4 protein-coding genes are annotated in these 13551 nt (G+C 60.9%); all 4 read right to left on the reverse strand.

Annotation, left to right across the window (positions count from 1 at the left end; translation table 11 throughout):
- Positions 1–8: 8 nt before the first annotated feature.
- Genes OHL23_RS12840 through bcsQ form a run of 4 tightly spaced genes read right to left on the reverse strand, consistent with a single transcriptional unit; the run spans position 9 to position 13030 of the window.
- Complete coding sequence (locus OHL23_RS12840) at positions 9–5261, reverse strand: cellulose synthase subunit BcsC-related outer membrane protein (RefSeq protein ID WP_263352282.1); 5253 nt, start codon at positions 5259–5261, stop codon at positions 9–11.
- Positions 5261–6442 (reverse strand): cellulose synthase complex periplasmic endoglucanase BcsZ, encoded by a 1182-nt coding sequence (bcsZ, locus tag OHL23_RS12845; RefSeq protein ID WP_263352283.1) that lies wholly within the window; start codon positions 6440–6442, stop codon positions 5261–5263. The genes OHL23_RS12840 and bcsZ overlap by 1 nt, the downstream gene beginning before the upstream one ends.
- Positions 6443–6485: 43 nt before the next feature.
- Positions 6486–10994, reverse strand: a complete 4509-nt coding sequence (bcsA, locus tag OHL23_RS12850; RefSeq protein ID WP_263352284.1) for a UDP-forming cellulose synthase catalytic subunit — start codon at positions 10992–10994, stop codon at positions 6486–6488.
- Positions 10991–13030, reverse strand: coding sequence for a cellulose biosynthesis protein BcsQ (gene bcsQ, locus OHL23_RS12855; RefSeq protein WP_263352285.1), 2040 nt, complete (start codon positions 13028–13030; stop codon positions 10991–10993). Before bcsQ ends, bcsA begins: the two co-directional genes overlap by 4 nt.
- Positions 13031–13551 lie beyond the last annotated feature (521 nt).

A 13551-nucleotide genomic window follows, 5' to 3' on the forward strand; every position in this document is an offset into this window, starting at 1 on the left:
GTGAGGTTCTACGGAACTGTCAGCGGGCGCAAGGCGTGGGCGTCGTCGGTCTGGAAGAGGCCAGTGGGCCCGGCGACTGTCGATGGTTGCGACCGGAAGAGATAGCGGACGGAGAAGCCTGCGGTCAGATTGGTGTAGTTGCGCGAGTTGTTGGCGCCCGCGAATGCGCCGACGAACCAGTGGTCGCTGATGCCGTAAGCGGCCTGGCCGCGGAGATCGTAGTTGGGGCCGACGCTCGTCAGGGCTGCGAGTTTGGCGTTGTTGAAGGTGTTGGTTTCGATGCCGAGATCGAGCGGGTCGAGCGGTTCTGCGTCTTCTGAGAAGGCCTGGATTCCAAAGCTGCCGAGAACCGTATAGTGCAAGCGCGGGCCGCGATGGCCGGTCCAAGTGATGGGCACGTTCGCGAGGAAATAGAACTGCGGGCTGAAGTATCCGCCCATGCCGTAGGTGTAGGCCTGCAGGTTGTAGGTGTAGTGCATGGCAAAGAAGTTGGCGCCGACGTTGAGACTGCCGTATTCCGGCATGGCAAGGACACGCCAGTAAGCTCCGGCGGAGCCGTCAAAACGCTTGTTTTGCTCGACATGGAAGCCGGTGATGTATTGGCCTCCTGCTCCTAGATAGAAGCCGGAGGTCAGGTCGCCGCGCGAGTATTGGACATTGCCGGAGTTTGCGATTACTCCACCCCAGACGTTGCCGGGATTGAAGGCGGTGATCGAGCCGGGATCGCGCAGGCCGGAGTAGGAAAGCTGCGTATCTTTGACCGAATCGCGGTTGAAGGTGAAGGTGAACGGTCCTGCGCCGGGCCGCCAACTGGCGCGCGCGGTCCAGTTGGAGATGAGGAAGCCGTAGGGCGTGTAACCGCCGGCGATGGCCAGATTGCCAAAGGTGAGCTGCGCTTCGCCGGCGATTCCCGACGAGTTCTGCTGCGCGGGGGGCGTGGTGGAAGCGGCGGCTCCGGTGAGCGTTCCGATTGGCTCCGGGCTGGAAGCGGTAACCGCTCCGGTAGTGAGCTGGATGACCGCGCTGCCGTTGGCCTGGCCGGAATCGAGAAAGGCTGGCCTGGCGATGAAGGTCAGACGCGCAGCCTTAGCGAGCGGAACAGATGCCTCGAAGATAGCTTCGAGGGAGGTGAGTGCGTTGTAGCCGGGGTCGCCTGTGCGATAAGCGATGGTGCCGGTGCCACCCAGCCATGGACTGTAGCCGCCCTCGATAGTGCGAAGCTGTAATTCTGCCTCTTCTCTGGGATTAGGCGTGGTGGTCTGTGGATGCGTAAGGCGCGCCCACGGTCCTTTCAGGGGAGGCAGGTTGCGCTCTTGCAATTCCTGGTCGCTGAGGCCGGTGTTGCTGGTGGACTGGGTGCCCTGCGTGGCCGCGTCGGTGACTGGAAGCTGCGGGACGGCCGCGGGTGCTTCGCCAGGTGCGGTGACGAGCGTCGGAACGGAGTTGGCGCTGGAGGCGGGCTTAGGTTTGCGCCGTTTGCGCGTGTGTTTCGTAAGCTGAGGCGTGGGCTGCTGCGCGACGGGTTGCGGCGGGACCACGGGCGTCACTGGCTGAGGAGCAGGCGGAGTGGCCTGTTTTTGGGCTGAGTATGCGCCAGCGGCTGCGTCCTGAGCGGAGGGCGTGTACTGCGCGTTACTGTCGCTTCCGAAAGCCTCTGTGCGCGCCGGATTGTTGGTCTGGTTCTGCGCAATGGTCTGACTTGCGGCTGTTGTCGAGGCTGGAAGGCCGACGCCAGGAGTGGCGGCGTTGGGAAGATAACGAATGACGCCTGCTGCCAATCCTTGGGTAATCTGCCCATCCGTTTCATCGGTTAAAAGAGCCTGAGCCCGCGCGGCGACGGGATTCATGGGTTCTGATGAGAGACGGAGACCTGTCTGGGCTGGCGACTGGAAGCTTTGTTGCACCAGTTGCGGGTAGACTGGCTGCGTTGTTGGCTGGGTCCTGGGCTGGGGTGCGGGCTGCGGCGTAGGCTGAGTTCTGATGGGCTGATCGCGCGGTGAGGCGGTCGCGGAGCTGGTGATTGTTTCTTCGGTTGGGGGAAGATGAATCCGGCCGGAATAACTTGTGGAAGATGAATCCTTCTTCGCGCTCGCGCTGGTGGAGGTTGCGGATTTGCCTGGCGAGGTTTTCGCCGTCGCTGGATTTGCGTTCGGCTTGCGGTTTGATGACGACTGCGGATGGTAGGGCGGAATCACGTAGCCCGTCGGGCCTGCTGGAGCCGTTGGGCTCGCTGCGGGAGACGGATTGATCTCGGAGGACGGCAGCGGCGTAATGGTGGTCGTGGGCACCGGATATACGGGCATGGAGCCGGGAAGCGTGCCGGAGGCTGGCTGCTGATTGTTCAGAATGACGGGCGGACCCGGATCGTATGGATCGTGGCCGTAGGCGGGCAGCGGAGGAAGCTGCTTTGGCGACTTTCCTGCCCTTGCTGTGTCCTGATCGGGATTGAGGAGATGGGCCAGATCGTCCGGAGTGGCGGCGCGGCTGTTTGGCTTGATGGTCTCGGGATGGACGAGTTCGTGAGCGAGCTTGTCGGTGGGCGAGACCTTGGGCATAGCGGCGAGCGAGGCGCGCCAGTAGTCGGCGGCGCGGGCATTGTCTCCGCGAGCCTGCTCGAAACGAGCGGCTTCGGCAAGGATGGCGGAGTCGCGCGGGTAGCGATCGAGAGCCTGGCGCAGCCAATGTTCGGCCTGGGCCTTGTCGTTGGCGGCGAGAGCTGAGCCGATGGCACCCTGAAAATCCGCCGCTGTTGCGTCCTGCATGTCGATCTGTTTGAAGATTTCTAGCGATTCTTTGGCTCGGCCGACGCGGAGGTATCCGCCAGCGACGGCTTTGCGTACGGAGAGGTTGTCTGGGAAGGCCTGGGCGGCTGCGTCCAGGATGTCGATGGCGCGGGCGGTGTTGCCGTTGTCAAAGGCGGTTGCAGCGCGGCGGGTGCTCCAGTTTGCCCACAAGCCCTGGATGGTCTCGCGCTGGGCCGTCGTGAGGTCTTCGCGAGCTCCGAGGCGCATCAGGGCCGGGTAGAGAGCGCGGTCGTTAAAGGTGTTGTAGAGCAGATAGGCGTTCTGAATTTCGACGTCTGCAGGTGGCTGCTGGCGTAAGACGGCATAGTGTTTCTGTACCTGATTGAAGAGCGCCATCGCATTGACCGTGTCACCTGCGTTGGCATAGAGGCTGGCTTCGCTCTGCTCGAACTGAACGTCGGCCTCCAACTGCTTTCGGACGGCGGGCGGGATCAGCTTGATCTCCTCCAGCGCCTCTGCATCGCGGTGCGTGGCCTGCATGGTACCGATCAGCCCGCGCCAGGCATCGAGATTATCCGGGTGGGCTTCGAGGATCTGGTGGTAGAGCGCGTAAGCCTGCGCGGTGTTGTTGCGCTGGAGGTAGATGGCTGCGAGTTGAATTTGGAGGCCGAGAGACGGCGCGCCGCCCGCCTGCATCTGGAGCTTTACCGAGCGCTCCAGCAGTCCCTGGGCGATTTCGAACTGATTGGACTGCTGATAGATGGAGCCGAGCATGGCAAGGAAGCCGGAGTCGCCGAGGGCGGCTTCATAGGTATCGGGCGGCATCTTTTCGACGAGTTCGATGGCCGCGTTGTCGTGCTGCAACTGATGTTCGGCTGTGACCAGGCCCATCCACGCGGGCAGGCTGGTGGTTTCGTCGTTGAGCACCTGCTTGTACAACTCGGCGGCCTGATCGTAGCGGCGGGCGGACATGAGGATGCCTGCGTATTGAAGCCGGGTTCCAGTCTTGAGCGCAGAGCCGTTGTCGGGAAAAGGCAGCGCCAGAGCCTGTGCGAGGGTCTTTTGAGCGTCGGCATCGCGGCCCATGGCCTGATACATTCCGGCGAGGGTCTGCAGGTAGTCGGGATCGCGGTTCAGGTTGGCTTTGACGGATGCCGGAAAGCGCGTCATGAGGGACATTGCCTGCTGCGTCTGGTTGTTGCGCGCGTAGGAGAGGAACAGACCGCGCCAGGCGTCGAGGGAAGCAGGCTGGATCTTGAGAATTTGCTGGTAAATCGCCGATGCGTCCGGGTATTGCTGGTTCTTGGTGTAGATGCCAGCCAGGCCATTGAGCGCTTCGGGGCTGCGCGGACGCATGTCGAGCGCGGCTTTGTACTTCTCGGTGGCTACATCGAGCTGGTTGGCATTGAAAGCGGTCGAAGCCTCGCCCATGGTGAACCAGAAGCGCGAGGTGGCGAGGCCTTCGCTGACGGAGTGATCGCGGAAACCGTTCTGCTCGGCCTGTTCGAGGTAGCTGATGGCTGCGCCGAAGTTGCTCTGTTGCATGCGCAGGAAGCCCATGCCAGCAGCGGCGCGGGCGTCCTTCTCGTTCTTGTCGAGCATGGCCTGGAAGCGGGTTTCGGCTTCGGTGAGGCGATGCGCGTTGAGCGCGGCGAAGGCGGCTCGTTCTTCCGGAGTACGAGCGATCCCGGCATTCATCTCGGCCAGCTTGCCTTCGTTGGCTTTCAGGCGCTGTTCGAGTTCAGTGTCTTTGGGATGGGTCCTGAGGTACTCTTTCAACTCCGCCGCCGAAGCGGGGTTGGCGGAGTCCCAGATGAGCGCCTGGCGGAGCGAGTTTTGCGCGTCGGAGCTGTCGATGTGCTCGTGCAGAATCTTGATGCCTTCGGCGCGGGTGCGGGCGTCGTAGGTCAACATGCGACCGAGGGTCACGATGAAGCGGGGATCGCCGGGGTTGCGCGCGGCGAGGGCTCGCATGGCGTTCAGCGCCTCGGTCTTGCCGTTCGGAGTGGCGTAGAGGGTTTCGTAATAAGCGAGGGCGATGTCGCCGTCCGGCGGGTGGTCGCCGTAGTATTCGCGATAGATGCGCATGGCGGCTTCGGGATTGCCAGCTTTGGCAAGCGTACCGGCCTGGCCCAGGCGAACATCGCGGGTCTTGTTGCTGGTGAGGCCCTGAATCCGGCTAATGTTAGGGTCGCTGGGGTTGATCTTGCGCAGCTTGTCGAGCGCTTCATCGGAGGCTGCGGAGTTGCCGCTGAGACGGTAGTCGCGGGCTACTCCCGCAAGCGCCATCTGATTATTCGGATCGGAGAGAAGTATCTGCTGCCAGACCTGGACAGCGATGTCGGGACGGCCTCGGGATTCAAGCGCCTGGGCCTTTTCGATGAGGGTCTTTTCGGCGTCGCTTTGCTTCTGCGCCTGAGCTGATGCGGAATAGTTTGAACTCAGAAGACACAGCAACAGAGACGCAGCCAAAACAGCCACGCCGGGAACAGTCAACCGCTGCTGTTGTCGTCGCACTAGCGACTCCATCGTACTAGTAGCTCCCCACTGCTTCCAAACTGATACCGCTTCTCAATCCAGCCGCTGCCGAACAGGACTAGGTTTTGATCGTAATACGTTGGACCGGTTCCGTAACCTGCACCGTACAGATTCGATTTTTCATCGAGTTGCGATTTTATACGCACCAACTGTTGGGCAACAGAGGCCTGGTTGGAATTGCCGCTCAAATAGGGCAACAATGCGGCGGAAAAACCGACTGGACCGGGTGTATTCATGGGCACTCCGTCGCTGTTCACCTTCTCCGGTGGCGCGGGGTGCTGCTGCATATAGGCGTTCATTCCGGGCAGGGCGTGGAGGATACGCGCCTTGGCCGGAGTTGTGTCCGGGAGCATGCCTGCCCAGAGATAGACGCGGATGGCGTCGTAACTGCCCAAAGGATCGGGGGATTTATGTCCGTTGGCCTGGCATGGCGCGAATCCTTCGCCGGGGGTATAGCAGACCCAGTCCATGGCGAAACCGTTCTTTGCGCTGCGCTCAAGGATGGTTGGAACTTGCATGGCGAGGTTTGCCCAGGGGCCTTCGCGGTCGATCGCTGCGAGACGCTGGAGGATAAAAAGCGGCATGTAGCTGGGGTTGAGAACGGAGAATTGTGGAAATTGGAAGCCCTTTGCGCCGGGCAGCAATACGGGGCCAATTCCGGAGAGTGTGGCGATTTCTTTATGGGCGATGACCGACGCAAGGCGACGGCCGAGGGTGGCATAGTGGGGATCGTTCCAGAGACGGCCGGCTTCGATCAGGTCGTAGGCGATCCACAGGTCGGAGTCTGAAGCGGAGTTTGCATCGAGAGCGCCCCAGTTGCCGTCTTTGCCTTTGCCCCAGCTCCAGGCTGGGAGATGAGCGCCAAGGTCGCCTGCGGCAAGATTGCCCTCGGTCCATTCGAGCACCTTTTCGAACCGGGCGCGATCGTTGTTGACGAGAGCGAAGAAGAGCGCGTAACTCTGGCCCTCGGAGGTGGTGCGGTCGCCTCCCTGAGGGTCTATGACGCGGCCGTCGGAGCTGATGAATCGTCCTACATATGCCTGCCAGAGGCGGGCATGATCGGACTGAGAACCCTGGGGACTCTGGGCATAAGCGTAGCCCACAATCAGACCGGAGAACAAACTGAAAAACAGACCCAGCAAGCCTAAGCTTCGTGCCATGGACGCCGCCCACCTTCCGCTTTGTCGCTCGATGCCCCGCATATTAGTTGTCTTCCAACTGGAGGCGCTTGCGCGCGTGAGTGCGCAGCCAGATGCGAACCCAGACGGCCAGCAGGAAGGAGAGTCCCAGAGCGCCTACGGCAGCGAGCCACGGGACCTGCATGAACCACAGAGTAATGCGAGTCCACCATGGCAATGTACCTATGTGATACACATTGCCGCCGAGGCGGAAGGACTGAAAGAGCGAACCGTGCAGAACGGAGACCGTCCCGTTGATATCGCTGGCCTGCTGCACCTTGAGGAACGTGGTGAGGAAGTTGTCATAGGTTGGGGCGTCTTTCACATTGATCACCACAACGCTGCGTCCTGGGGTGAAGGGCGACTCGATGCCTTCGATGACTGAGTCCGGGGTGCCCGATGCCGTCAGGTCGCCGGACTCGGTGTGCTCTTGCGCCTGAATCTTCCACCAGGCATGATGCGGCAATCCGAAAAGACCTTCGGCGTCTTTGATTTGCACCTGGCCGCCTTGCAGGTTCACAGGAAGCTTGTCGGCGAGTTTGGCGAATCCTGGCTGGTCGTCCCCTGTGCCGAGAACGAGGAAATCGGTGTCCGCGCCGGACTTCATGGCATCGGAGCCGTCGACCTTCACGCGGAAGACGGGCATGCCGGTCTGGCGTCCAAAGTGCCCCATGAGGGTGAGGTATAGCTCAAGCTCCTGTGGCGTGGGCAAGGAGGGCAGAATGACTGTGGTTTCGCTCAGGTCGGCGTGATGCGTGAAGGGGAAACCGGCGTTGGCGAAAACTTCGAGGTTGGGCAGCGGGGCGTAATGTGGGTAGCTGCGCAGGTCCAGATACGTATCGCGCAGGATGGCTCCCTGCATGTTGATGGGGGTGGTGTCGGTGCAGCCGCCCTTCTTGACCATCTGGAAAGTGAAGTCGAAGGAGAGCGAGTTTGAGAATGGGCGCAGGTTGACGACCGGAACAGGGATGTCGGTCTTGACGATGCGCGAGGGTTCAGAGCCGGGGATGAGCGGCAGCGACCCCAGATAGGCGTTGTTGACGCGGACCTGGATGCTCGAAATGGGTCCGATGGGGATGGAGTTGTAGCGATACACCATTTTGAGGATGGCGTTGGGCTTTTCGCCGTAGAACATATCTGGCGGGACGCGAAAATAGACATTGACTGGCGCGGAGCCATCGCCTTGCAGGGATTCAGCGGACGCATAGTCCCATAGGGCGATGGTGCCGTCGGTGCGCGCCCATCGCGGCGCTACGTCGGGGCCTGGCGAATTGGGCAGCTTGAGGTTGTCGATGGTGACGCTAGATCCCGCGAGCATGGAGGAATGCAAACCCACGGCCTGAGCGGCAATCAGCGTCTGATCGGCGTCCTGGCCGGTCACGATCAGGACTTTACTGTACGGATCGGCAGGATTGGGCCGCATGGCGACGGTGGGGCCGGTGATTGTCCCGAGATTCAGGCCGCCGGGCAGGTTGCCGGGATTCTCCGCAATGACGATGGCGTTACCGCTGGGCAACGGGCCGATGTAGGTGGGAAAGCGGACTGGCCGGTTTTCTGATTCCATGCCGAAGTAGGAAGAGACGATGCCGGCTGCCTGGATGGCCTTGGGAGATGGCAGCGCGGGAAAGACGACGGGAAGTTTGGGAGCATCGACGACTTCGGTGTCCAGGAACGGCAGGGGCAGTTGCTTGAGATCGTCGGTGAGCGGGAGCACGTCACCGGAGAAATCCATGTAGGTGCGGGTAGCGACGCGAGCCCAGAGCGTGGTGTTGGCCGGGTCTTCGCAAACCATCACGTAGTGGCCGATGAACTCCATGGTGAGGATGTTTTTGCGGACCAGAAGCTCGGCGGGTATGGATATCTCAGCTTCTTCCTCCTTGCTGCCGGTTGCCGCAGTTTGGTCGGGAGGAATGGGCAGAGTTGCAAAGAGGGTGCCGTTGAGCATGAGTTGCAGGTGGCTGAGCTGCGGCAACAGGCTCGGAGAAAACGAGTAGAAGATGTGAATTTTGGCGGACTTCACCACATGCGTCTGCTGCAGGGTGAAGAAGATAGAGTGCTGGCTGTCGATGCCATGCATCTCGATCGGTCCTGAGCCAACGTCGGCGAGGGTGAAGAGATCGCGGAACTGGCCGGGAGGCGGCGGTGCGACTTTGGCGATGGCCTGACGAGCGTCGCTGCCCACCGGGATGGAAGATCCAGACACCCCAGATTGAGCGCTGGCAACCGTCGAGCCGAGACCAAGCATTGTCATTGTGGCCAGCATGGCCATTGGCAACAACATTGCCAGAAGCATATGCGCGGCACGCGTAGAGGGAAGTTTGTCCTTGGCTTTGGACTGGGACTTGGATTGGGAAGCGGTTGCACCTTTGGCCGGACCTTTGGCTTTCGCGGCTGATTTTTCCTTAAAGAACAGGCTCACAAAAGTCATCTTCAGGCCCTTGAAAGAGATGGAAAAGATGCGCCCGAGGCTCGTCATGGGCTGATCGATTTCGCGGCTTTCGCCCCAGCCGAGCCAGGTATCAGCGCGCGAATAGAGAACCATGGTGAGGATTTCCTGTTCGGCGATGGTCAGGTCGCTGAATCTCGCGCGCAGTGTGGTCTTGTCGCTGAGAACAATGGTGGCGGGAAGATCTGCCTCGACGTTGGGCATGGGAAAGGTCAGCCTGGCCAGTTCGCCGGGCGTGATGTCAATAGGTTCGTTGATCCGGATGGCCGTGCCGCCGCTGGAGAGGTCGATGGTTTCGCCCTGTACGATACGCCCATCGGCGAGCTTGATCGTAACCGCGGTGACGATCTTGATGCGCACATGGTGGCGTAACTGCTGCATCTCGCGCGAAACCGCGGTACATACGCCGAGGACGACGATGTTGAAGAAGCACCAGACGCAGTTCATGATGACGGTGCCGGGGCGGTCCTTGTCCCAGATGAAAAAGCGCGGAATAGCGACGAGCAACCCGAGAAAGTTGAGAAAAAGCAGCACGAGGAAGGGCTGCGCGATGTTTTTATCAAAGAAGCTGCGCTTGACGATGCCGCCCTTGGCGGTGACGTTGAACTTGCCCAGTTTGGGATTGATGAGCGCGAGCATCGTCGGCAGCAGGATGTACGGTGAGAGGACCGTCTCGTAGATCTCGTTCCAGAAGGAGTGGCGATGCTGCCCCTGGATGCGCGAGTTGACGATATTGGAGAGCGTGAGATGCGGCAGCGCATAGGCGAGAATTGCGGCCCAGTAGCCGGGCACGTTGGTATGCGAAAGCAACAGGTAGATCAGAGGCGCGGTGAGGAAGATCAGCCGCGGCAGCGGATACAAAAAGTGAGACATCGCATTGAAGTAGCACAGACGTTGCGCGAGGCTGAGCTTAGGGGCGAAGAGCGGGTTATCGGTGCGCAGAATCTGGATCATGCCGCGCGCCCAGCGAATGCGCTGGCCGACGTGCGCGGACAAGCGCTCCGTGGCAAGGCCGGCTGCCTGCGGAATGTTGATGTAGGCGGTGTTCCAGCCGTTGGATTGCATGCGCAATGAAGTGTGCGCGTCTTCGGTGACTGTCTCGACCGCGATGCCGCCGATTTCATCGAGCGCTTCGCGGCGCAGTACGGCGCAGGAGCCGCAGAAGAAGGTCGCATTCCAGAAGTCATTGCCATCCTGCACGATGCCGTAGAAGAGCTCGTTTTCGTTGGGAATGACCTGAAACTGCCCCAGGTTTCGCTCAAATGGATCGGGCGAATAGAAGTGGTGGGGCGTCTGCAGCATGGCCAGATTGCGATCGCGCAGAAACCAGCCGATGGTCATCTGCAGGAAGCTGCGCGTGGGCACATGATCGCAGTCGAAAATGGCCACGTAGGGCGAGTCAAGCGACTTGAGTGCCGTATTGATGTTGCCTGCCTTGGCGTGGAAGTTGTCCGGACGAATCTTGTAGCCTACGCCGGCCTGAAAAGCGAAGTCGGCGAACTCCTTGCGGCGTCCGTCGTCTAGGATGTAGACGTGCAGCTTGTCGGTGGGCCAGTCGATATTGAGCGCGCCGAGCGCGGTGTAGCGGACGATTTCGAGCGGTTCATTGTAGGTGGGAACCAGGACGTCGATGTGAGGCCATTCTTCCGTGTTGTCAGGCAGCGCCATGGGCGCACGGCGCAAGGGCCAGATGGTCTGGAAGAACCCCAGGAAAAGAATGACAAAAGCGTAGCTCTCGGCGAAGACAAGGGACAGGATGAAGAAGGCATCGAGCGCGCCCCAGTGATTCGACGGGTCCTGAAAGAACTGCGCCGTCATCGACAGACGCCAGAAGCCGTAACGAAAGGTCGCGAAGAGCGACAGGATCATCAAGGTCAGCGTGATGAGGTACGAGTCCGAGGTGCGGCCCAGCGCGAGGCCCATCAGGAGCGTAAGCAGGCCGCAAACCGCCTGCTGCGGCCAGGTGAGCGGCAGCGTGGCGAAGAAATAGAACATGACCAGGGCGACGCCGAGAAAGCAGAAACGGAGCAGCCTGTTCAGGAAGGTCTCGCCGGCACCGATTTCGTGCCAGACCTGGGCAACGCTCATCGTTCACTCCAGCGCACGCCACGATAGGTTTGCGTCGCGGGAGCATTGAGGCTCCGCACCCATCCGGCGAGGTTGGCATAGTCTTCGGCAACGACGGCGTTGGGGGCGTAATCCATTACGGTCATTCCTTCGGCAAGAGCTTCGCTGACTGCGGGACTGCGACGCAGCGCGAATGGCAACAGACGGTCCCCGATCTGCTCGCGCAGGATCTCGCGAACATCGAGATGCAGGGGCAAAGAATAGTCAAACTGGTTTAGTACATAGTACGGCATGATCTGCTTGCCGCCGGCATTGGCGACGTTGCCGCTGTTGCGGAAAAAGGCTTCAATGGCACCGACGCTGACGACCGAGTTCATATCGGGAAGGACAGGGACAAGTACGACCGGCGCGAGGCGAAGGACACGCCGCGTGGTGGAACCGGAAGCCGTGGGCAGATCGACGAGAACGCGATTCGCGCCGCGAGTATAGCGAGCGACTTCCGACGCCAGCCAGTCCTGATTCGTATCCTGATTTGGCGTATGGCCGGGGTCGGCGCTGCGCTCGGGTGGCTGGCCTTCTGGGTCGAGGGTGACGAGCTGAATGGGTGCGTCTGTGCTGACGCCTGGAGGATTGAAGGTGCGCAGCATTCCGGGACGCTGATCGCGTGCGCCGAAGAAGAATGGAAGCAGTCCGTAGGCGGCTGTATCGACGAGCAGGATACGTTCTCCGCGCGAAGACAATGCCCTGCCGAGCGATGCGACGAGGCTGGTCTTACCGACTCCGCCGGCGAGGGAAAAGACAGCGAGCACGGGAACCCGAGCGGCGGGTTGCGACGGAACCGGTTCGGGCGCGGATTGCGGATCGAAGACGCTCTTGAGCGCATACCAGCGATTGGCGATGCGGTCGCGCGAGCCTGCTAGGGTGTCATCGACGAATCCGGAATTTTGGCCTGAATTGGGTGAGTTGCCGGGACCTTGTCCTGATCCTTGTGCCAATCCTTGCCCTGGCCCCTGGGCGTACATCGGAATGGGCGTCCCCGTCTGCTGCGCGACTGGATAGTTTCTCTGCGCGGCGTATTGGGTCAAAGACGGTTGCTGCGCGGGAGCAGACGGCAATTCGGGGGCGAGCCACGCCGGCCGCGAAGCTGCGTCGCGGAACTCGCGCGGCTCTCGCAGTTCTGCCGGGTGCCAGGGAGAGGATTGATAGGACTCCGCCTGCGGTGCGGCAAAGGACTCCACTGGATATTGCGGCAGAGCGTATTGAGGAGCTGGGTAGTCGGGAAACGCGTTCGGGACCGAAGCTGGCGGCGGATAGGACGGAACCTGAAAGGAATTCGAATAGCCTGACTGACTGCTTCCTGACTGATTGGAGACCGCTGTCGGGTACGGAGCGGGCGGATATTCCGGCGCGCGTTCGGCTGGGAGGGAATACGAAGGGAATACTGTCCGCTGCGGCTCTGAGGAAAAGGACGGGCTGTGAATGGGCACTCGTTCGGCGTGTTGAGACGGCGCGAACGGCTGACCGCCGGACGGCCCGGATGAGCAAATTGACGCGGGATTGGGCGACTGTGCGCTGGCCTGAGGAAAAGACGGCTGCGGATTCCCCGCCGCGAACGGCGAACCCAGGCTGCCTGGGTGGGACTCGGGCAGAGCAGGCTGCCACGCCCGCTGCTGTGCGGCCTGACGCTGCGCTTCCTGAGCCGCGAGAACTGCCTGGCGCTCGGCCTCGGCCTGGCGCGCGATCTCGGCAAGACGCTCAGCTTCGGCCTGGCGCGCCGTCTCGGCGGCTTCGGCGGCAAGGCGAGCCGCGATTTGCGCCTCTTCCTGGCGCTGGCGTTCGGCTTCTTCTTCCTCGCGCCGCCTCTGTTCCGCTAATGCCTCTTCAACCCGCAGGCGGGCTTCTTCTCGAGCCTGCGCCCGAGATGCTGAGAAATCGCGGTATTTTGCGCCATGCAGATTGGCCCAGGAATAGAGTGTTGCGACATCTTCCGGAGTCGATGTATCGCCTTGCTCGATCTGGGACTTGGAAGCGATCGGATTTGAATCTGGCACAGCCATCTGCAACTCTCCACGGCAACTCTGGATTGCCGAACTTCTGGACTTCTCATAGCGTCCGATAAGTGAGACGGAATCGCGCGTGGAAGTCCAAAGAAACCGCGGCCAAAATCGTTACAATCATTGCGCCGAACGCCGGATACGCGAATGGAGACGGAGCTTGCAGAACAGGCTTCTGGTCAAGACTTTAGGGTGAGCCTGTTAGCAGAACGATAACACCCCTGCGGTTACCCTCGTGTACCACTTTCTTGTTACCGGCGGCTCAGTGCCTAATCGGGACGGCGAGTAAGCATTTTTCTTGCTGTACGGTAACATTTTGAGGGTCTTCCAAGAGATAGCAAGTCTGGTGCATGACAGGGCACTCCGTGAATCGGCCGACCGGTAGCCCTCATGAAACCTTCTGCTATAGGAAGAATCGGCAGATTGAGGTAATTTTGTGGTCGAAAATCGGGCCGTGACTCGATTGCCAGATTTGCGATTGGTGGGCCTGGAAGGAATCAGGACGGAATCTGACCCGGCCGGAG

The sequence above is a fragment of the Acidicapsa acidisoli genome (assembly GCF_025685625.1).
GTDB lineage: Bacteria > Acidobacteriota > Terriglobia > Terriglobales > Acidobacteriaceae > Acidicapsa > Acidicapsa acidisoli.